We start from the raw sequence: 20,569 nt of genomic DNA on the forward strand, positions 1-20,569 counted from the left end.
CGGTGAAGGTTATTGAGTCGAAATGCATATCAGGCAATAGTTTTTGTAGGCCGTATAACGTATTGGCTTCCCCAAATGTTGTACATTGGCACTAGTCATAAGGGAACGTGATTAGGTGTGCGTGATGGAAGAGATGAATGAGGCTCTGGTTGGCGTTGAAAATAACCAAGAACGAAAGGTGCCGAAGTATCTAGTTTACGATTGGTCTCTAAATGTAAAAACACAAGAGTTTCGCTGTGATCCTGCGGCGCAAAATCTGTTTTTTGGTGAGACATTTTCCGTAATTCCAAGTTCTAAACTTATTGATTTAATCCCAAAAAAGCAGAGACTTAGAGTAAAAAGCATCTTTCACGAAGTACTGATTGCCGGTGAAGAGCGTTATTTTCATTGCTGTTTTTTGTCGCCTAAATGTGTATTCATTTATGTGGAAGTGAATGTCTATCGCACAGGAGAACATGAGCTAAAAGGTACCTTGTCACCTTGTTTAAGCGTTAGCTCAGCACATGAAGCCGCAGAGATATTTTACTCTGTGTTTGAAAACCCCCACCACGGCATTTTAATTACAGACTCCAGCACAAGAATTCTGGCTTGTAATCAACATTTTGAAGCCATGAGTGGGTATTTAAGAAATGAGATGTTTGGGCTGAAAACGAATATCTTTAATTCAGCCACCCATGATGAAGACTACTATAAAGATTTATGGGGCAACCTGAAACGGAATGGGTTCTGGAGTGGTGTGGTCCTGTCTCGAGATGCGAAAGGCAGTATCTTTCCACAAAACCTAACCATTCAGTCAATATCACCAAATGAAGAGGACGAGTACTACATAGGGTTTGGTACCGATTTATCCTCTAATCTTGGTTTACTCGAAGATGTTGAGTCCGGCGGTGTGGATCTGCTGACACAGCTCCCAACTGCTGAAAGTTTTCTATTCGAGTTAAAGCAGAAATGTACTCAAGTGAATAGACACAGCACAGTTCTTGTTGCTGCAATTAAACCTAAGTTCTCCTTTTCTAACCTGTTAGAGCAAAAAAGGCAGTTCGCCCGTTATTTGAAAGAACACACCAATGTGCTGTGTTGTGGCTATATGCCAAACGAACAGTTTCTGGTGTGTTTTCCTGTATCGTTTGAGCATCCAAAGCAGCGTGTTCGGGATGTTGCGAAAACACTGACGATGTTATTTCAGAGTTTTAAGGCGGTCCCTTCAGACATTTACGAGGCATTGAAAGCCAGTTTTATCGGTATATCAATTTATGGTGTGGATGCGGAATCGCCAAATAGCCTGATCTCTCATGCGTGTCAGGCGATGTTAGAGCTCCATTCGAGCGAGCAGCGAAGAATTTCATTTTATGACCGAAGTATCCATCGACAGATTGAACGCAAAAAGAGGTTAGAAGCTCACTTTAGAGAATGCTTGAAGCAGGGGAATGTGTCCGTGTATTTCCAACCGTTGCTGTCAGCGACAACTCAACAAGTTGAAAAGTTTGAAGCGCTTTGTCGTCTTCCTGAGCTTGAAGGGGAAGACGTATCATCTGAGGAGTACATCAGCATAGCGGAAGATTTAAACTTGATTGTACAGCTGGATGATTTGGTATGTCGCCTAGCATTTCGTCAATTTAATCGCCTTAAAAACGTGTTTGGTGATCATATTGGTCTTTGTGTGAATCGCTCTTTTCATACCGACTTAGCTGTTTACGATGTCATTCAGCAGGTCGCGATAATCATCGATGATGAGGGCATGGATGCGGAGAAACTGACGTTAGAATTTACTGAGATCGCACATCTTGAAAGTGATCAAGAGAGCATGCGCATTATCCAATTTCTAAGAGATTCAGGTGTTACGATTGCGGTTGATGAATTTGGTACGGGTAGCTCGTCCTTTCAGCATTTAAAAGAAAAGTTTTTTGATGAGCTTAAAATCGATCGTGTATTTATCTCGGGTGTCGAAATGGGCACTAGGGAATACTCTATTGTTAAGGCCCTGATTCGATTAGCGAAAAAACTAGACCTATCTGTGATTGCAGAAGGAGTAGAAACGATATCAGAGTTCAATATGGTCATGTCTTTGGGGGTTGATTACATACAGGGGCATCTATTAGCAAAACCGGAGAACCTTGAAAGCATCTTAACGAATGAACAGTACTGCCAATGGCCAGAAAATACGGCACAGCCAACAAGCCAATCGGTAGCAATGCTAGCCAATAAACATAGCTCTCACCTAGACCCTAGTGATCCCTTGTCATTGGTATATCAGTATTTTCAAGATGGCACTGCTGACTATATTCCTGTGGTTGATGGAAAAAAATGTGTCGGTGTTATTGATAGAGAGCATCTCAATCTACACATGACGCCGAATATGGGGACAGATTTAGAGAGCAGTAAAGAGCGAGGTATGTGGAACAAAACAGCTAACAGAATGTTGAGCCCTATTCACACCACTCTAGATTGGAGCACGGATATTTCTGAGATTGAACAACTCCTATCCGAAGAAGCCGCATTCCCATGGGTGCTGGTGGATGACCACGGCCATTACAAAGGGTTAATCGAAATGAAATCTGTCTTGAACTACCTTGTTTCCGGTGACAGGTAAGAGAAATAAGCTCAAAAGGCCGTGATGTTGTGAACAGTAGGGTGTTGACAGCTTAGGTGGGGTGATGGCTGGCTACTGTAGTTCTGGGTGACTCTAAAAACGATGAATAAGATATTACGGTGCTCAACTTACGCTAACATAGCAAGTTTGGTATCATCCGCACCATTCAAAACTAAACTGATAAAACTTCATGGTTCAGCAATTGTTAGCAGTATTAGCGCCAATGCTTTTAGGGGCGCAATTAGTTCTGACGCTTATTCTCGTTAAAGGGGATATTTGTCCGGGTCAGCGTGGCCGTATTCACAAAATCCTTCCTGCCATTGCCATTTTATGGCTGTCGGTTGCGTCACTGAAAATTCAGGCAATGATGATCGTGTTTGCTCTTGCGTATTTTTACTCTCAGGTTCAAACCAAAAAGACGCGCGATCAGGGCCCAATGTGGGTGATGTATCTAGCTAATGGTCTTGCTTTGGCCTATGTGGCGATATTAGTTTTTGAACAGCCGAGTGTGGCGGCAGGTCTAAACGTATTTGTGCAAATTTTGCTGCTTGGAAGCTTGTTTGCTCACCTGTTATTGACGATTGCTCGAACCAGATTACAAGCATTCCATCGACTATTGCCAGTCTCTGGTGTGCTTTCGACGATGCTGATGTGCTTGACGGTTTTATTGGCCGCAGCCGGTCTTGATGAACAAGCATTGGCCCAAGCTACTCAGCCGTTACTAATTGGTTTTGCTTTGTTGCTTTCTTCAGTGCTTATCTGGTGTTGGCATATGCTCATGTCAAAAGAAATCCAGAAAGTACAATTGGCGATTGCGTTAGTCGGTATGCTGACGGCGGTGACCTTTAACCAAGGATTGTTCGTTCTTTAGATCTTACTCACTTTCTATTTGCTGATTTGTGGCTACGCTTTTAGGTAATGGAAAAGCAGAGGAGCGTCGCTATGGATCTGAGTAATGTCGGAAGTTTAGATAGCATCATTTTGCTCGGTATCGTCAACGAGAAGCTCAGACTAGAATGCAATAGCTTTGACGAGTTGGTGAGCATGTACGAGATGAATGTGGAAGATGTGGTAGGTAAACTGGATATGCTTGGCTATCAATACGACCCACTGACCAACCAATTTAAGTCTTACGATAGATAGAAAAAGGAGGCATCAGCCTCCTTTTTTATACCGTCTTGATCCCCTCTAAATGACTTTTCGACTGCTGACGTGCAGTGTTAAAGAAAGCCTGCAAGTAACGCTTACTTTTGTCTGAATGACGCGTAGCCGCGAAGAGTCGGCGCCACAAGCCGTTCCCTAATGGGATACTGGTAATCAGCCCTTGCCTCGAAAATTCACTGATCGCCCAGTTTGGCAGCGCCGCGACGCCAAGCCCTGCCGAAACCATCTGAACTAACATTAATGTATTGTCCGCTTGTTTCCATTTGGCTGGCTCTACACCTGCAGGTTGCAAAAAATGCTTAACGACATCGAGTCGGTTTTTCTGCACTGGGTATGAAAGCATCGTTTGATCTTTAAGATCGTCAGGTTCGATAGAAGGTTTATTGGCAAGGGGGTGGTTAGTGGCAGTGACCAAACGCATTTCAAAATCAAACAGAGGCTCGTAATGAACCTCTGAACGGGGTTGAATATCGGAGGTAATCACTAGATCCAATTCACCATTCATTAAGGCGGGCAGGGGTTCAAATCCAAAACCAGAAGAGAAATCGAGCGTAACGCTAGGCCATGCGACTTGATACTCACGCAGAGCAGGCATTAACCACTGAAAGCAAGAATGGCATTCTATCGCCATATGCAAACGTCCATTCACATCCTCTTTCAGGCTGGCGAGTTCATTTTCTGCTTTGGCTAGCCTAGGTAAGATGTCATCCGCAAGTTTTAACAATATCTCGCCTTCAGAGGTAAACCTAACCGGACGAGTCTTACGCAAAAAGAGTTGCCCGCCAATACGCGCTTCCAAATCTTTGATCTGATGAGATAGAGCTGATTGAGTCAGATGCAATGCGGTCGCGGTTGCGGTCAGCGAGCCAGTATCACGCAGTGAGTTGAGTGTTTTAAGATGCTTAAGCTCTATCATGAAGTCCCTTCAATATTGTCCATCTAGCATGAATATCTTTAACTTACCTGTATTTTTGGGCGGTGTAAACATCTAGACGTCTATAGGTGATGGGCTTTTGCTAGGAATTATTAATGTATAGATTAACCAACATGAAATTTTTTAATAAACAAGTTGAATAATTGGATGTTGTTAAGACCGGTGTTTAGAGAGATAGTTTAGCCATCCAGACATCTTTGATAATAAGCGAGTCGTTTCAAAGTATGCTCTGAACAGATTAAGCGGTTTCAAAATAAAAGGACAACGGACATGGCTATAACAACACACATTCTAGGCTACCCACGTATTGGTGAAAAACGAGAACTCAAATTTGCACTAGAGAAATACTGGCGTGGCGAGATTGATCAGGCTGAACTTAAAGCGGTTGGTACCGACCTTCGTACAAAAAACTGGAATACGCAGAAAGAAGCGGGTTTAGATTTTGTAACGGCAGGTGATTTTGCATGGTACGACCATGTGCTTACTACCACATTGTTACTTGGTCACGTGCCTAAGCGTCATCGCAGTGGTTTTCCGGATCTCGACACACTATTTAAAGTGGGTCGTGGCCAGTCTCAAGCAAGCTGTGGTTGTGCATCGGGCAGTGCAGCATCTGATATGACTAAGTGGTTTAACACCAACTACCACTATATTGTGCCAGAATTCAGTAAAGACGATACATTTGAAGTCAGCTGGCCTCAACTCTTTGAAGAGGTAAACGAAGCGACTCAAGCTGGTCACAACGTTAAGCCTGTGCTTCTAGGCCCTTTGAGCTACCTTTACCTAGGTAAAGAAGTCGAAGAAGGCTTTGACAGACTGACTTTGCTACCGCGCTTGTTGACTGCGTATCAGGCGATTCTTGCGAAGCTGGCAAAGCAAGGTGTTGAGTGGGTGCAAATTGATGAGCCGATTCTAGCGCTTGAGTTAGAAAAGCCTTGGTTAGACTCATTTAAACTGGCCTATCAAGTGATTCGCAGTGACGTGAAAGTACTGCTGACCACATACTTTGACGCGGTGACAGATTCACTGGACAAAATTGTTGAGCTGGAAGTGGATGGTTTACACGTTGACCTATCAGCTTCGCCAGAGCAGCTGCAACCGATAGTCGATAAGCTTCCAGAAGGCTGGGTATTTTCTGCTGGTGTGGTAAACGGTCGTAATGTATGGCGCGCGGATCTCAGTGCGCAGCGTGAACTACTGCAACCAGTGAAAGATAAATTGGGCGATAAATTGTGGGTTGCAAGCTCGTGTTCATTGCTGCATAGCCCAGTTGACCTAGAGCTAGAGCCAGCCCTGTCTGACGATGTTCAAAGCTGGTTTGCTTTTGCGAAACAGAAAGTGACTGAGGTTGCATTACTTGGTAAAGCGTTGGAAGGTGACCAAGAGGCGATTCTTGCTTGTGATACGTACAGTGCGCCAATTCAAGCACGTAAGACGTCAACGCAAGTGAATAAGCCGCAAGTACAAGCGCGTTTAAGCAAAATCACGAAAGCGTTAGCAGAGCGTAGTGCGCCTTACGCTGAGCGTGCCGCTCACCAAAGTGAAGTACTCGGTTTACCTTTGTTCCCGACCACGACAATTGGTTCGTTCCCTCAAACCAGTGAAATTCGTGTACAGCGCAGTGCATTCCGTACAGGCCAGCTTTCTGAAGCAGAGTATGTAGAAGCACTCAAAGGCCACATCGCTGATGCAGTAAAACGCCAGGAAGCGTTAGACCTAGATGTATTAGTTCACGGTGAAGCTGAACGTAACGACATGGTCGAGTACTTTGCGGAAAACCTAGCGGGTTTCCAAACTACGAAATTTGGTTGGGTACAAAGTTACGGTTCGCGCTGCGTAAAACCTGCGATTGTTGTTGCTGACATCGAGCGTGAAAAACCAATGACGGTTGAGTGGTCAACGTATGCACAATCACTGACATCTAAACAGATGAAAGGCATGTTGACAGGTCCTGTGACGATTCTTTGCTGGACGTTCCCACGAGAAGACATCACGCGTAAAGAAATCGCGGATCAGCTAGCACTGGCATTGCGTGACGAAGTATCTGACCTACAAGATGCGGGCATCAACATCATCCAGATTGATGAACCAGCGATTCGTGAAGGTCTACCGCTGAAAAAACGTGACCATGCAGAATACCTAAACTGGGCGGTGAACGCATTTAAGATTTCAGCGGCAAGCGCGAAGCCAGAAACACAGATCCACACTCATATGTGTTACTCAGAGTTCAACGAAATTATCGATTCGGTTGCAGCACTGGATGCCGATGTCATCACAATCGAAACATCGCGTTCAAACATGGAGCTCTTGAAAGCGTTTGAAGAGTTCAACTACCCGAATGAAATTGGTCCAGGTGTTTATGATATTCACTCACCAAACATTCCAAGTGAAGAGTGGATTGAAGGACTCCTCAATAAAGCAGCTGAAAAGATTCCTGCTCAGCGCCTGTGGGTTAACCCAGATTGTGGTCTTAAGACTCGTAACTGGGCAGAAACCGAAGCGTCACTCGCTAACATGGTGACTGCTGCGAAGAAACTACGTAAAGAGTTCGCAGAAAAAGTATAAGCCTACTAAACCGCAAAATGCCGACCTCAATAGGTCGGCATTTTTTTATCCAGAAGACAAAGTTGTGTGGTTTTAGGTTTATTCAGCAACGACTCGGTTGTCACCAGTACTGAAAGCGATCGTTTGGCTTATCTCTGTCAAGCTACGTCCGCTTTCATTCTGCCAATGAGCAAAAGCCGCGCTTGCCGCTTCAAGTGAGCGCTTGGTGTCTTTGCCCCCCTCGATAATATTGTAACTTCTCAAATACGATTCCACATCGCCGGATAAGATAAAGGTATCAACACCAAGCTGGCGTAATGTGTATGGCCCAGTGTTTCCCCCTAATCGGTTACCATGCTTTTTCAGGTAGGTCCAAAGTCCGGTAATGTCGTTACTTGGCCAGTTGGCGACCATTTTTCCAAAAGAACCATATTCAATAGAAGCTTCGTGGATCATCTGTGCGTTGGCGAGAATGGATTTCACCTTAGCGTGGTGGCGGATAATGCGTGTATCTGTCGATTTTATGTCCCACTGCTCGTCAGAGAGCATCAAGAGTGGCTCAATTTTAAAGCCGAAGAAAACTTCCTCAAAGTTTGACCACTTATTGCGAACGACACGCCATGAAATCCCGCTTTGAAACACTTTCATACTGAACGCGGATAGCCAACGGTCATTAGGGATAGCCGCGATTGCGTTTTTATCTAATGGTTTTGAAAGCAAAGCTTCCAAATTTTCTGCGCTTCCTTTTCTCTCCGCTGCTCGATGATAAATATCTTGGTATTTTTCTAGTGCCAATGTGCTGTTCTCCATTTTAAAAACTTCACACACCTTAAACATAAAGTGACGCTTTGCTGACATTCTAGAAGTTATAGCGATTAAAGTCTGCGATAAAAGCGGAGAGAAAGAATGATGAAGAACCTCTTTATTGCACTTATGACTTGTTCTCTTCTTGCGGGCTGTCAGCTTACCCGAGTAGAAGGGGAGTATCAGGACGTTGAAGTGAAAGTAAATACCAAAGGCGACAAGTACGATAGGTACTATGACAATCATCGTACAGGTAGGTTCTGCCCGCCAGGGCAAGCCAAAAAAGGCAGGTGCTAAACCGAATAAGGCCAGAGAATTTCTCTGGCCTTATTTGTTTTCAATACAATCAAATTTACTAGCGTGGAGAGCGAGTTAGGATTGAGTCTGTTTCAACAAGATCGTATTTGATTCCTGCTGAGTCAAATGACTTCATCAGTGCTTGAACATTGCTGTGGTATGTGACGGTTTTTCCCGTCGAAAAGTACACTTTCAATTTCATTCTGTGAGCTGGCCTTATAATTATTGAATATTAAAAAAGTTGATATGCAAATGGTTTGCTTGTTTATTCTGTATTATTGCATGTGTATTCTCAAGTGAATTTTTAATTATTATTAGTGAATTTAAATTTATCACTGATCGAGAAAGGCTATCTGACAGAATGTGTCACCTCACTTGGCTCGTGATTGAAGATTGGTGGATGGCTGTGAGAGAGGGACTAGAGAGATGTATTTAAAGTGATTGAGGAAGGAGTAGCTGATTAATGGCTTTTAATCAGCTACTTTTCAATTGCTTTAGGTTGAAAAGCAAAGTTCACAATGAGAGGAGGGTTTACTCTAAATTTTGGTTAAATTCGTTAACCGCATCAACTACTTGTTGCGCGCCAGATTGAATGTCTTCCATTGTTTTTCCTGCTTCCGTTGAAAGCTCTAGTGCCTCACCAGCTTTGGTTTGGCACTGAGCAATCAAAGCAACCGCTGAGGACATCTTCCTGACATTTTCTGAGACAACCGCACCAATTTCTTCCGTTGTGGCGTTGGTTCTTGAGGCAAGGTTTCTCACCTCATCCGCCACCACAGCAAAGCCGCGGCCTTGTTCCCCTGCACGGGCGGCTTCGATGGCTGCGTTCAATGCCAACAAGTTAGTTTGATCGGCAATGTCACTAATGCTGCTGACAAGTTCACTGATCTGCTGTGAATGCTCATTGAGCGCTTCAATACTGCTTGTCACCGCATTCATTTCATCCGCGAGCTCTTTCATTCTCTGAATTGTCGTATTGATAACGCGATGCCCTTGCTCTGTTTGTTGGCCTGTTTCTTGTGAAATGCCATGGGCAATATTCGCGGCTTGTACGACCGCTTGCTCTCGGTTGACTTGCTCAGTGATAACCGTGGCAAATTTAACCACTTTGTATAACTCACCTCGGTCATTGTGAATTGGGTTGTAGGAGGCTTCTAGCCAAACGACTTGCCCAGCACTGTCTACACGTTTAAATCGCTCAGACACATATTGGCCACGTGCCAAACGTTTCCAGAAATCTTGGTACTCAATAGAATTAGCTTCAGCAGGCTCACAGAACATTCGATGATGTTTGCCAACGATTTGCTGACTGGTGTAACCCATTGTTGCGAGGAAGTTGTCGTTGGCACGTAGAATTTCACCCGAGAGAGTGAATTCAATGACCGCAGTAGAGCGATGCAGTGCATTAAGCATATCTTCTTGTTCACGAGAGGTTTGAATGGTGCGCGTCAACTCAGAAGCAAAGACACTGAATGAAATCAGATGATTGTTGATGTCTCGGATAGGTTGAACGATGGCTCGCAGCCAAGCTTCTTGCCCGTTGTTTTTAGCAATTTGCAGTGCGCCATTCCAGTGCTTTCCTTGCGAGACAGCAGTGCTCATACGCTTGAAATGCTCTGTGTTTCTAGCGACTTCTGGAACAAGGTGAGTGAGGTGCTTTCCTATCACATCGTTGTCATGCAAATTAAGCTCAGCCCGAAGTCGATCGTTGATTGAAGTAATCACCCCGCTTTCATCTAGAGAGAGCCTGATCATATCTTCGTCGAGGCTTTCTTTTACTTGTGTAAGCGCGTGAAGCTCCTCTCGCAGCTTTTGGTTCTGTGACTTTAACGAATTATTGAAAAACAAAGGTGGCATCCTATTTTTTATTTTATGGATAGCGAAAGTGGGCCGTACACGTCATAAAAAATACGGCAGCATTGCGACATTGAACTTTTTAGCACCAATTTACGTGCTACGCAATTTTCATCGGTGAGCTGGATGTTAGCCTGTGGTGAGAAGGATCAAATGTGTCGTCGGAAGCAATATGAATGATTAGGAAAAATAAGAGGTTAACATCAGAGTGGGGTAGTACACGATTTGCCAGGTGTTACACTGACAAATCGTAACATGAGATTAGTGACTCACAAGTGAGAGGCCACTTGGCAGAGCATCACCAAACACGCGCTTAGACTCGCTTTCTGAAAGCTCTTTGATTTCTTCGACCAGCGACACCCAAGATTCCGGCACTTTGCTTTGTTTGAGCTTGGCTAGGACTTGAGCGCGAAAATCATCTGAAATATCAAACAAGCGATCCCCTGTTTTCCGACAAATCATGACTGCAGCAAACGCGATCATAGGCTCTTTTTGCCAGTTTCGGTCAAGCAGTTTTGGTAGCCATTGTTCGGCTTGTTCACGCGGTATGACATTATGCTGGCTGCCATAAAGTGGGGTGCGAGCGGCTAAACGTCCCATTGCCCACCAGTGTGCTTGCTCGAACTGATTATGATTGAGCGCCTTATTTAAGAACCAATTGGCGAGCAGTATTTTATCTTCCACTTCCAAATGCTCTAGAGAGGCAGCAAGGCGAACCATGGATTCATAACCCATTTCTTGAGCCGCTTTGGCTGATTGTGGGTTTTTCATCGCACCTGGATGAAGATACTTAGCAATGTCAGCCAAAATCGTTTCTTGCTGCTCTTGGTTCAAGCCACCAGCAATACGACGCCAGAATACCCACCAGTCTGTCCAACCTTGATGGTTCTTAAACTGAATGCCTTGTTGGTACAGTCCCCAAACTTGCTCAACGCGCCAAGAGTCAGTTGGATCACCAAAGCCAGGGCGCAGAGAGAAGCCGGCTAAGCGCAGCCAGTTTTTCTCGTGTGGCTCTGAGCGACGACGACGTTTTCGACCTTGCGCAAAGGAGTCAAACAGGTGACGAAGGGTGGTGAAATCCCATTCATCACGCTTACCTAGTTTTTTCTCCAGATCTTTTGCCAGTGTTTTTATCTCTTTTGAATCGGCGCTCTTCTTATTGCCGCTGTAGATCCGAGTGATGAGCTCTTTACACTCGACTAGGCGAGGGTGAAGTTGCTCTTGCTCTGCATCGTCTGCTTTCTGGTTGCGCACTTCAAACTCCAGCGCCCAGCGTTTGTTTTCATCTTCAACGCTCACGCACTCCATCTTGAGTGTGCCCACTTCAGTCAGTTGGCAGGCCAATTGAACTTCAACGCGCTCTTTTTGGTTAGCTTGCAGTTCGATGCCTTCGCCTTCCAATGTCGAAATATACGGCGGGAGAGGAGCAAAAATATCCGGATCCACATCCACCATGACGCCGTTTTGAATCGCGGTATTTTGGGTAAGTGTATCGTGAGTGGATGTCAGGAGGTTAAAGCGCACGGGTTCACCTAAAGTGAGCGAGAAGCGGCGACCACTCAAGCGAATTTCATGACCTTCTTCTGTGCCTTTGGCGAGCAAGCAAAGCGCTTTACCCATTTTGTTTTTTTCTTGCAGATGCAAAAAGTAAGAACGTGCAGCACCACCACCAATCTTAAGCTGAGCACCACGACGAGCTTTACCAAAGGCAACGGCACCTAAAGCAACCGACCAATCTGGGTGAGGGTTGTCTAACACGGTAACGGGTGCACCGCGCCAATTGCCTAGCAAGCTGGTAATGCGAGAAGTGACAAGGTCACTATTAAACACACCACCATTAAGCAGCAAACCGACTGGAATGGCTGGCTTTGAGGTATCTTCTTGGTTGAGTGCGGAGTAAGACACTTGCTGGTGCAGGTTTAAGAACTCGGCAACATGCTTACTCACCGCTGGATCTGCTACATAAGGTAGGCCAAATTCAACTACAGCGCTACGGCGTTTATCTGGTGTATCGCTGAAGTCAGAGAGCGGGAAGAAGCCATCCAATGCGATTTGGTGCACTTCTTCTTTACTTAAGCCGATGCTTTTTGTTCCGCCTAACAATTTAGAACCACTGCCCAGCATGGTAATTTTCACTTCTTCAGGTGCGTCTGAAGAAAGCAAACTTTCTTTTGCTTTGCGGGTTTGTTGGATCAGTTTGGTTAAGCTAGCGGCATTCAGTTTTTTGCTTTGGTTGAAGCGACTTTCTGCCAGATGTGCGAGCGCTAAGTCAAGATTGTCACCACCAAGCATTAAGTGTTCACCCACGCCGATACGATCAAGTGCGAGATCATCGTCGTTAAATTTGGCTTCAATCAAGCTTAAGTCGGTGGTACCACCGCCCACATCACATACAAGGATCAATGGTAGCTGTTGCAATTCTTCTGTTGCGGTTTGCTGGTGGCGAGCATACCAGTCGTAACACACCGCTTGTGGCTCTTCGAGTAGCACAATTTTCTTTAGTCCCGCCAGCTCGGCGGCTTCTAAAGTAAGCTTTCGTGCTGTTTCATCGAAAGAGGCAGGCACAGTAACCACTACATCTTGATCTTCTAGCTTATTGCTTGGGTTACGGTAATTCCACGCTTGGCGAATGTGGTTCAGGTAGCTTGCACTTGCCACAACAGGGGAAACTTTATCGACGTCTGCCGCGCCAGCCCAAGGAAGAATATCAGAACTGCGATCAACCGCTTGGTGTGATAGCCAGCTCTTTGCACTGGACACTTGGCGGCCTTCGACTTTTGCGCCAAGTTCTCGTGCCCATTCACCCACAATCACGTGATGAATATCACCACTAACGGGTTGATGTTCCCAAGGCAGCGTCAGATCAGAGGGAGAAATCTGCCCAGCTGCAGGGTGGTAGCGAAAAGAGGGGAGGAGAGGCTTACGAACCACTTCGCCCGGACCGATAAGCTGGTCAATTTCAAATAGGGATACGTTGGATTGTTGTAGGTCGTCGGTGATTTCACAGTACGCAACAACCGTGTTGGTTGTGCCTAAGTCGATACCGACAAGAAAACGAGGGGATGCCATGACAAAACCTTATCAAAAAACGGCACCCGATTAGGATGCCGTTTGTTTTCATTATTCTTGTTCGTTTAAGTCGTTTTTACTGTCTTCGCGCACATCAAACTCAACGTGCCATTTCTGACCGTTGTCTGCTGCGATTGCTTCTAGGTACAGTGTACCGAGTTCAGTAACGCGAGAAGCGAGTGTTACAGGAACAACTTCACCTTCACGACGGCCTTCAGAGACAGGCAGTGTTACCTGAATTTCTGGTAGTTCTTCTAGCTCGTCTTGGCCCCAGTGATCGAGGTGCGTACCAGCCGCATCTTCGCGGCGAACGGTGGAGCCAAAGAATTGGAAGTTCACAGGTTGACCGATGATCAAACCAAACTCTTGACTTGGTACTTCGACGCTAGAGCCTTCTTCCATACCAAACGGAGCCACACAAAGCGCTTCCATAGGAGGAGCCATACCAGGAATGGCTGGCATCGCACTTTCAATACCCACATAGTAGCTTGATGCAATACCACCGCGGATACGAACACCTTGACCACGACGAACAGAGCCGTAGTAAGACGCACCGCTTGCAACCGCTAGGTCTAGGTCAACACCTGTCAGGCGCGTCGCCATTTCTGTGTCAGCGTCGATCAACCATTCGTTGATGGTTTCTTCTAAACGCTCTGCCAGTAGTGACGATTTCAGAACACCACCGTTAAACAAGATAGCAGTAGGTTTGATGAAGTCAGCCGCAGGAGCTGACTCGCCACCCGGCATACCAGGCATGTTGGCGAATGGATTGAAATCCTGTGCTTGTGCCGCGTCGCCGCCCTGAGCGTTTGCTTGTTTAGACAGGAAAGCCGCAATATGACGAGTGATGCCCGCATCTTGCGCGTAAGGTAGGCCCATTTGGGTCAATGCACCACGGTTACGTTGCACAGGGTGCTCGCTCACCGCCACTTTCGGGAAGAAACCATCAACCAGAGTTTGCTGCACTTCTTCTTGTGTGAGTTCTGTTTTTAGTGTCGCACCTAGTAGCTTTGAGCCACGGCTTGGTACCACGATTGGCACAGATTGCAGTTCACTGTCGTTCAGAAGCGCTTCTTTCGCATCACGGCACGCATGAGTCATCGCTTGAACTTGCCACGGCGCCAGCTCTTTACCGTCTTGCGCGAGTTTCATTTTCAAGCGGTAAGCCAGCGCTAAATCCATGTTATCGCCGCCAAGTAGGATATGTTCACCTACTGCAATACGGTTAAGCGTCAGGTTACCGTCGTCTTCGGTTACTTCAACCAAAGAAAGGTCAGTTGTACCGCCACCAATATCGACAACCAATACAATGTCGCCCACCGATACTTCGTCGCGCCATTTGTCGTCGCTGTTATCAATCCAGTTGTAAAGTGCGGCTTGCGGCTCTTCTAACAGTGTTAGATGGACAAAACCAACATTTCGGGCTGCTTCTGCGGTAAGATCACGCGCTGCTGGATCAAAGGATGCAGGTACCGTGATCGTCACATCTTGCTCGGCAAGAGGGTGATGCGGGTGTGTATGATTCCAAGCGTCTTTTAGGTGCTCTAGGTACAGCTCAGTTGCGCGCAGTGGTGATACTTTTTCTACTTCTTCTGGGCTACCCGCTGGTAGGAATGCATCGCGGCGGTTAACACCACCGTGGCAAAGCCAAGATTTCGCACTTGCTACTAAGCGAATCGGTGTTTTTGAACCAAGGTTACGCGCAATCGCACCAACCAACGCTCTTGGCTCTGAAGACCAAGGTAAAACGCGAGAAGAAGGATCCATCTCATGTTCGTGTGGCTGGTATAGGAATGAGCCAAGTTGGCTGCGCGTTTCTACCGTGCCTGGCGCGGTAAGTTGCGGGATTGGCATCACTTCAACACGCGCATCTTCATTAGCTGTGTCTACGTAAGACAACACACAATGCGTAGTACCTAAATCGATACCGACGCTAAATTTAGGTGCTTGGTTTTCGGTTTGTGCATGTTCCATTACAGTTCTACCTCTGCTGGAGCAATCACAGATGCATCGTAGTTTTCTGCTAGTTTAGGCAGGTTCATCGCGCTTGCTTTCCAGCCTTTGTGAACCAGAGTGCCGTTAAATGGTGCGCTGCCAGTTACGTTACCTGTTAGGCGAACTTCTTGAGGATTAAAGCCTTCTGCTACAGTGATACGAGTTTCTTCATCTTCGTTGCGGATGTGCTCTAGCGTCACGTAGTCTTTAAGTACTTTTTGGCCGCCAGTGTGAATAACACGAGCCGCTGCGCCTACTTCTTCGTCAGAGAATGAAGTTAGGTCTTCTTGTAGGAAATCAATTAGGCGCGCTTCTTGCTGCATAATAGAAAGTAGCTGCATTGCAGAATCGGTCGAAGCAGTTGCAAGTTTCGATTCAACTTCCACCACTTTTTCAACTACTTTTTCAACTTCGACAACTTTCTCAACTTCAACGATTTTTTCGACAGGCTTTTCTACTTCAACGATCTTCTCGACTGGTTTTTCTACCACTTTCTCAACAACTTTAGATTTGCGAGAAACCGCAATCAGCAGTAAAAGAACGCTAGATGCGGTCAGGCCAGCATGTAGCATATCGAACGTTTGAGGGATCATTTGTAAATCGAACGTCATGACATTTCTCTTATAGTTACAATTCAGGAGAGATTGGCTCATCTCTGCATTGGCTTTCAAGGGCATTTGAAGCCAAATTATTATGATAAATTGGGGCGAATAGTAACACATTCAATGGTTCACGCTGCTAGAAATCGTATTTAATCAGTCAGCTGAACGCTTGATTGATGTGTTTTTATCCGTATTTAGTACGTAAAGTGTACGTTAACGAGATGTTTGTAAGGTTTTGGTCAAGGAACACATGCAAACCCTTATGTTATTGATAATATGCAGATAAGATAACCGCGCAGCGATCTAAAAGGGCTGAAGTAATAAGTATGCAATTATCCGCCAATAAGAAGTTTGTTTATCCCATCGTAGCTTTCCTCTCCGTATTGATGGTCACGGTGGTATTACTTTACTCAGCTTATCTCTCTCAACTTAAATATACGGTCGACTTGTTTGATAATCATGCCGAACAACGGGCGGAAAACCTTCGGCAGATACTGGCTAGTGACCTTCATTCCATTGGCGCTGGGGCGAATTATTTCCATTCGACTAAACCGGAAAATTGGGGCACATTTCCTGTCTTTGCGAAAAAGCTAATTGCCTCGTCTGAAACCTTGATTGGCCTCCAATGGCTGCCAAAAATTGAAAAAGATAACTTGGCGGCGCACGTTGCCAAAATGAAACAAACCTTTCCTAGCTTTACCCTTTACACCGTTCCCAAAGATGGCCCGAAAACGCTGGGCTATATCATGCCAAATAATGAACCCATTTATGTTGCTTCGGATATTTATCCCAGAACCGAAACCAATATGAATTTGTTAGGCTTCTATTCAGCTCGTTTACGATTTCAACTGGTTGTGGATGGAATACGGGCGACAGGGGAGCCGAGTGTTTCTGACAAAGTAAGGTTGCTACAGGACGGACTGGATCAGTCGTTAAAGAAAACGGGTTTATTGGTTTACCACCCAGTGTTTGATCTGGAATCGAATCAGGATCTGATTGGTGTGGTGGTCGGGGTCATCAGAACCACGCGTTACTTCGATAATTTGGTTACGCGCACGTCGGCTGAGCAAGAATTACTGATTAAAGTGACGGATTTGGGGTTTGATGCCGAGGACGATCCTACCCTTTATGAGAGCGACGGTTTTGCGCACAGCGACGGAATGCTGATCAGCAAAACGGTGACCTTACCGAATCGAGAATGGGTGATTGAGTTCAAGTTGGTCGAAAGGATGACGAACAATGATTTGTTGGTTTTGAAAAGTGTGGCCATTGGCGGATTAGCCGTGGCTTGTCTGTTTGCTTATGTTGTTTTCTTGCAAGTGCGAGAGAAAGAACATCTCTCTATATTGCTGGACGAACGTACCCAAGAGCTACAGTTCCTCGTCAATCATGACTCTCTGACCGGGCTTTTCAATCGCCGCGCGTTTAGCGAACAGCTTCACCGGAATATTATCGGTAAACAAGAATTTGGCTTAGCCGCTTTTGATGTTGATAACTTCAAGAATATCAATGATAGCTTCGGGCATGTCGTTGGTGATGAAATGTTGATTCACGTCGCTAGAGTGGTGGAGAAGCACCTAGAACCGGGCGATATGTTTATCCGTACTGGCGGCGATGAATTTGCCATCTTATCTAGCCAGTCTGATAGAGGCGCCTTTTATGACTATTTACGTCGTATCGGTGAGGCGGTAGAAAGCTCGCAATTGGAGTGTGGTGAACATACGGTAAAATGCACCTTGAGTATCGGCGGCATCATTCGCACGACAGAAAACGAAGAAGATGCGTTGCAAAAAGTGGATGTTCAATTGTACAGAAGTAAAAATGCAGGGCGTAATCAAGTGTCGGTTGCAGAATAACTAGTCAGTCAGCGGCGCAAAATTCGAATTGTATTTTGTTCTAAGGTAGAATTCCGCTCTTTCGAATAATCCAATTAAAGGCGAGTGATGAACCATAACCGTGTAGTTTGTTTTGATCTAGAGATGTGTTGCTGGAATGAAAACGGCGTAGGGACAACTGGTGAAATCATTGAAATAGGTTTAGCTGAGATTGACCTTGTAAAAGGTGAAATCGTTAAACGTGCCCAGTACTACGTTAAACCAGAGAAAGATGAAGTCTCGTTATTTTGTTCACAATTGACGGGCATCACTCCGCGCAAAATTGAAAAGCAAGGTCGCCCACTGCAAGACGTATTGAAGTCGATGATCAAAAACTTTGGTGGTGCGAATAAGATCTATGCATCTTGGGGACGAGATGACGTCGTGCTGGCCAAAGAGTGCGAAGACAAAGGCATCGAAATGCCATTTAAAGAGTTCATCAACTTAGCGACGTTATACCGCATACAGCATCGCCTGAAAGACAAGCGAATTGGCCACCGAGCGGCTCAAGAAAACGAAAATATAGAATGGGAAGGGCGACAGCATTCAGGTTATGTGGATGCGTACAATTTGGCTAAGTTAGCCCTCGCCATACTTTAGTCTTCTATCTATAGCAAGTCCAATTGGAACCATTGAAAAGGGAGCGAGTGCTCCCTTTTTGCTTTTTAACTGTCTCTCTAATGCTTGAATTGATCATGCTGGATGAAGTGGTCTATTTGCTCAGCGACCTGTTGGTTGTAGATGAGGCTGGTATGACGGTGCCTGCGATGCTGCCAGTCGTCGTTTTAATTTTGCGTAAGTAATTCCACCCGTTGCTGAAGATCCGCTCGATTGGTTTCTGCACCATCGACTTGTTCGCCTACCTTAATGTGAATACGTGACCAAAAGCGTTTAGGGCGTTTGGTGAATGCATGGCCGTCCTGATGACTGAAAAACGATCCCCAAAGTCCATTAATTCCGATAGGAATGACAGGCACTGGGCGGTTGGCGAGGATTTTTTCAACCCCAGGACGAAAGGTATTCACTTCACCATGTCGAGTGATGCTCCCTTCAGGAAAGATACACACTACCTCTCCGTTATCTAACGCATCGTTAATCGATTCAAACGCTTGCTTATAAGTCTCTTGGCATTGTTTAGGTGAGCAGATAGGGATCACATTGGCATGGCGAAAGCCATATTTTAGTACAGGTATCTCACTGATCCCTTTATGCATGACAAAGCGAACGGGCCTTGGAGACACCCCCATGAGTATCAGTGCATCCACATAACTGACGTGGTTTGCGACTAATAGCACGCCACCAGCGTCAGGGATCTGATCTCTGCCACTGATTCGAACGCGATACAGGCAGTAGCTCAATAAATAACTGATAAAGCGCAGCGTAAACTCAGGCACTTGAAGATAAACAAACACTGCAACAACCAAGTTTATGATGGAAATCGCCAAGAAGAGATCGACAACACTCCACTCTAGATAAGTGAACCCAGCAATAGCAAATCCAGCGGAAATCACCATAAACAAGGCATTCATTATATTGTTGGCAGCAATGGTGCGTGCACGTTGCTCAGCTTTTGCTCTGGATTGAATGTAAGCATAAAGTGGAACAATGAAGATGCCGCCACTCACGCCCACCATGAACAGATCGAACATTAAACGCCAATGTGGTTGATGTTGGATGAAGTCTAACGCTTGCCATTGCTCACCAGCACTGACTTGCGGCAGTGAAGGGAGAGCGTGAAGCATATCTAAACCAAAGAGCGTTAAACCTAAAATCCCAAAAGGTAAGATACCCAACTCAACTTGTTTGAAAGAGAGCTTTTCACAGACCCAAGAACCAAAAGCGATACCAATCGAGAAAAGCGCCAAGAGTATCGATACCACAGTGCCATCGGCCATTAGGTGCTGTTTAGCAAAGTTTGGAAATTGGGTGAGATAGGTTGCCCCTAAGAACCAAAACCAACTGATAGCCAAAATCGCCATCCATACCCCACGGTTTTGTTGACCAATACGGATGGTCTCTTGAGTGCCGCGATGCCATTTAAACGCGGTTGTTTTCTCGCCATTCAGGCTGGGTAGCGAGGGGATCGCTAAACTACTTAACCAGCCCAAAAGAGATAAAGTAAAAATGAGCAGTCCTGCAAGAAGCTGACCGTGTGCCAGAGACAATAATACCCCCGCACTGATCGTGCCCAGTAAAATCGAGATAAAGGTCCCCATCTCCACCCAAGCATTCCCCGAGACCAACTCTTTGCTTTTTAGCGCTTGAGGTAATAGTGCATATTTAACAGGGCCAAAGTAAGCGGATTGCGTTCCAGTAAGTAGCAGTAAAGCCAGCATTGCCCAATAATTTTGCGTAAAAATGGCCAGTGCAGCGCATGTCATCACGATTACCTCAATCGACTTCAATAGGCGGATCAATTTGGCCTTATCCATATTATCTGCGACGTGACCAGCATGAGCTGAAAACAGCACAAAGGGTAAGATAAACAGCCCTGCTGCTAAATTCACAAAAATCGGCGCGGGCAGTGGTAGCATTTCGACACTTTGATAAGTCACCATCAGCAGCAAGATGTTTTTGTAAACATTGTCGTTCAGTGCCCCAAGACATTGGGTGATGAAATAAGGCAAAAATCGTCGAGAAGTAAACATAATGATCTCTTTAACTTATTGAATGATTAAGGGGCCAGTCTTAAGGGGCATAGTCTTAAAGGGCATGGCTCTGAATCGGTTTGTTAACCTGCGGGATAACGATGTGAGGGCTGCGATTTAGGTAGAAATTTCATGATAACCTCCAAGTTGTCCGGTTTCACTCATGGGGCAGGGAATCCTATCTTTGCCCCATG

At 45.6% G+C, this 20,569-nt stretch carries 16 protein-coding genes and 1 pseudogene; 8 read left to right on the forward strand and 9 right to left on the reverse strand.

Annotated features, from left to right (window positions below; all coding sequences use genetic code 11):
* Nucleotides 1–124 precede the first annotated feature (124 nt).
* From VNE01S_RS01440 to VNE01S_RS01450, 3 genes are all read left to right on the forward strand, one after another.
* Nucleotides 125–2,590, forward strand: coding sequence for an EAL domain-containing protein (locus VNE01S_RS01440; RefSeq protein ID WP_053395626.1), 2,466 nt, complete (start codon nt 125–127; stop codon nt 2,588–2,590).
* A gap of 190 nt (nt 2,591–2,780) precedes the next feature.
* Complete coding sequence (locus tag VNE01S_RS01445; protein ID WP_053395625.1) at nt 2,781–3,461, forward strand: HI_1241 family integral membrane domain; 681 nt, start codon at nt 2,781–2,783, stop codon at nt 3,459–3,461.
* A gap of 71 nt (nt 3,462–3,532) precedes the next feature.
* Nucleotides 3,533–3,733: a DUF4250 domain-containing protein gene (locus VNE01S_RS01450; protein ID WP_053395624.1), complete on the forward strand. Its 201-nt coding sequence runs from the start codon at nt 3,533–3,535 to the stop codon at nt 3,731–3,733.
* A 25-nt stretch (nt 3,734–3,758) separates the two neighbouring features.
* On the opposite strand, the gene metR is transcribed toward VNE01S_RS01450, so the two are convergent.
* Entirely contained in the window at nt 3,759–4,670 is a 912-nt protein-coding gene (metR, locus tag VNE01S_RS01455; protein ID WP_053395623.1) for an HTH-type transcriptional regulator MetR, read from the reverse strand.
* Between the two features lie 288 nt (nt 4,671–4,958).
* Between metR and metE the strand changes: the two genes are divergently transcribed.
* Nucleotides 4,959–7,253: a 5-methyltetrahydropteroyltriglutamate--homocysteine S-methyltransferase gene (gene metE / locus VNE01S_RS01460; RefSeq protein WP_053395622.1), complete on the forward strand. Its 2,295-nt coding sequence runs from the start codon at nt 4,959–4,961 to the stop codon at nt 7,251–7,253.
* A gap of 78 nt (nt 7,254–7,331) precedes the next feature.
* Here metE and VNE01S_RS01465 read toward each other — a convergent pair whose 3' ends face one another.
* Nucleotides 7,332–8,027, reverse strand: coding sequence for a DNA-3-methyladenine glycosylase I (locus tag VNE01S_RS01465; RefSeq protein ID WP_053395794.1), 696 nt, complete (start codon nt 8,025–8,027; stop codon nt 7,332–7,334).
* Nucleotides 8,028–8,141: 114 nt separating this feature from the next.
* On the opposite strand from VNE01S_RS01465, the gene VNE01S_RS01470 reads away from it, so the two are divergent.
* Nucleotides 8,142–8,333: a hypothetical protein gene (locus tag VNE01S_RS01470; RefSeq protein ID WP_174522325.1), complete on the forward strand. Its 192-nt coding sequence runs from the start codon at nt 8,142–8,144 to the stop codon at nt 8,331–8,333.
* A gap of 58 nt (nt 8,334–8,391) precedes the next feature.
* On the opposite strand, the gene VNE01S_RS19405 is transcribed toward VNE01S_RS01470, so the two are convergent.
* The 6 genes and pseudogenes from VNE01S_RS19405 to VNE01S_RS01490 all read right to left on the reverse strand — a co-directional run bounded on the left by VNE01S_RS19405 (nt 8,392) and on the right by VNE01S_RS01490 (nt 15,862).
* Nucleotides 8,392–8,535 (reverse strand): hypothetical protein, encoded by a 144-nt coding sequence (locus tag VNE01S_RS19405; RefSeq protein ID WP_169773945.1) that lies wholly within the window; start codon nt 8,533–8,535, stop codon nt 8,392–8,394.
* A gap of 329 nt (nt 8,536–8,864) precedes the next feature.
* On the reverse strand, nt 8,865–9,293 hold the full coding sequence (locus tag VNE01S_RS19755; protein WP_373278523.1) for a methyl-accepting chemotaxis protein: 429 nt from the start codon (nt 9,291–9,293) through the stop codon (nt 8,865–8,867).
* A 108-nt stretch (nt 9,294–9,401) separates the two neighbouring features.
* A pseudogene (locus tag VNE01S_RS19760) lies at nt 9,402–10,190 on the reverse strand (PAS domain-containing protein); the annotation flags it as partial.
* A 258-nt stretch (nt 10,191–10,448) separates the two neighbouring features.
* A complete protein-coding gene (locus tag VNE01S_RS01480; RefSeq protein ID WP_053395619.1) occupies nt 10,449–13,256 on the reverse strand; it encodes an Hsp70 family protein in 2,808 nt (935 codons plus the stop codon).
* Between the two features lie 51 nt (nt 13,257–13,307).
* Nucleotides 13,308–15,230 carry an Hsp70 family protein gene (locus VNE01S_RS01485; protein ID WP_053395618.1) on the reverse strand — a complete coding sequence of 641 codons (1,923 nt, stop codon included), beginning with the start codon at nt 15,228–15,230 and terminating at the stop codon, nt 13,308–13,310.
* Nucleotides 15,230–15,862 carry a DUF2760 domain-containing protein gene (locus tag VNE01S_RS01490; protein ID WP_053395617.1) on the reverse strand — a complete coding sequence of 211 codons (633 nt, stop codon included), beginning with the start codon at nt 15,860–15,862 and terminating at the stop codon, nt 15,230–15,232. Before VNE01S_RS01490 ends, VNE01S_RS01485 begins: the two co-directional genes overlap by 1 nt.
* 317 nt (nt 15,863–16,179) lie before the next feature.
* Between VNE01S_RS01490 and VNE01S_RS01495 the strand changes: the two genes are divergently transcribed.
* From VNE01S_RS01495 to VNE01S_RS19680, 3 genes are all read left to right on the forward strand, one after another.
* Nucleotides 16,180–17,709: a sensor domain-containing diguanylate cyclase gene (locus VNE01S_RS01495; protein ID WP_053395616.1), complete on the forward strand. Its 1,530-nt coding sequence runs from the start codon at nt 16,180–16,182 to the stop codon at nt 17,707–17,709.
* An 87-nt stretch (nt 17,710–17,796) separates the two neighbouring features.
* Nucleotides 17,797–18,327 (forward strand): 3'-5' exonuclease, encoded by a 531-nt coding sequence (locus VNE01S_RS01500; RefSeq protein WP_053395615.1) that lies wholly within the window; start codon nt 17,797–17,799, stop codon nt 18,325–18,327.
* Between the two features lie 80 nt (nt 18,328–18,407).
* The gene (locus tag VNE01S_RS19680; RefSeq protein WP_281178076.1) at nt 18,408–18,530 is read left to right on the forward strand and encodes a hypothetical protein; all 123 of its coding nucleotides are present in this window, start codon (nt 18,408–18,410) and stop codon (nt 18,528–18,530) included.
* Here VNE01S_RS19680 and VNE01S_RS01505 read toward each other — a convergent pair.
* Nucleotides 18,513–20,375: an MFS transporter gene (locus VNE01S_RS01505; protein ID WP_053395614.1), complete on the reverse strand. Its 1,863-nt coding sequence runs from the start codon at nt 20,373–20,375 to the stop codon at nt 18,513–18,515. The genes VNE01S_RS19680 and VNE01S_RS01505 overlap by 18 nt on opposite strands.
* Between the last annotated feature and the right edge of the window lie 194 nt (nt 20,376–20,569).

It is taken from the genome of Vibrio nereis NBRC 15637 (assembly GCF_001591105.1).
Lineage (GTDB): Bacteria > Pseudomonadota > Gammaproteobacteria > Enterobacterales > Vibrionaceae > Vibrio > Vibrio nereis.

Bases quoted from the DNA above. Each gene is read 5' to 3' on its own strand.
- VNE01S_RS01440 (WP_053395626.1), top strand. From the start codon at position 125: ATGGAAGAGATGAATGAGGCTCTGGTTGGCGTTGAAAATAACCAAGAA.
- VNE01S_RS01445 (WP_053395625.1), top strand. From the start codon at position 2,781: ATGGTTCAGCAATTGTTAGCAGTATTAGCGCCAATGCTTTTAGGGGCG.
- VNE01S_RS01450 (WP_053395624.1), top strand. From the start codon at position 3,533: ATGGATCTGAGTAATGTCGGAAGTTTAGATAGCATCATTTTGCTCGGT.
- metR (WP_053395623.1), bottom strand. From the start codon at position 4,670: ATGATAGAGCTTAAGCATCTTAAAACACTCAACTCACTGCGTGATACT.
- metE (WP_053395622.1), top strand. From the start codon at position 4,959: ATGGCTATAACAACACACATTCTAGGCTACCCACGTATTGGTGAAAAA.
- VNE01S_RS01470 (WP_174522325.1), top strand. From the start codon at position 8,142: ATGAAGAACCTCTTTATTGCACTTATGACTTGTTCTCTTCTTGCGGGC.
- VNE01S_RS19405 (WP_169773945.1), bottom strand. From the start codon at position 8,535: ATGAAATTGAAAGTGTACTTTTCGACGGGAAAAACCGTCACATACCAC.
- VNE01S_RS19755 (WP_373278523.1), bottom strand. From the start codon at position 9,293: ATGAAAGAGCTCGCGGATGAAATGAATGCGGTGACAAGCAGTATTGAA.
- VNE01S_RS01480 (WP_053395619.1), bottom strand. From the start codon at position 13,256: ATGGCATCCCCTCGTTTTCTTGTCGGTATCGACTTAGGCACAACCAAC.
- VNE01S_RS01485 (WP_053395618.1), bottom strand. From the start codon at position 15,230: ATGGAACATGCACAAACCGAAAACCAAGCACCTAAATTTAGCGTCGGT.
- VNE01S_RS01490 (WP_053395617.1), bottom strand. From the start codon at position 15,862: ATGACGTTCGATTTACAAATGATCCCTCAAACGTTCGATATGCTACAT.
- VNE01S_RS01495 (WP_053395616.1), top strand. From the start codon at position 16,180: ATGCAATTATCCGCCAATAAGAAGTTTGTTTATCCCATCGTAGCTTTC.
- VNE01S_RS01500 (WP_053395615.1), top strand. From the start codon at position 17,797: ATGAACCATAACCGTGTAGTTTGTTTTGATCTAGAGATGTGTTGCTGG.
- VNE01S_RS19680 (WP_281178076.1), top strand. From the start codon at position 18,408: ATGCTTGAATTGATCATGCTGGATGAAGTGGTCTATTTGCTCAGCGAC.
- VNE01S_RS01505 (WP_053395614.1), bottom strand. From the start codon at position 20,375: ATGTTTACTTCTCGACGATTTTTGCCTTATTTCATCACCCAATGTCTT.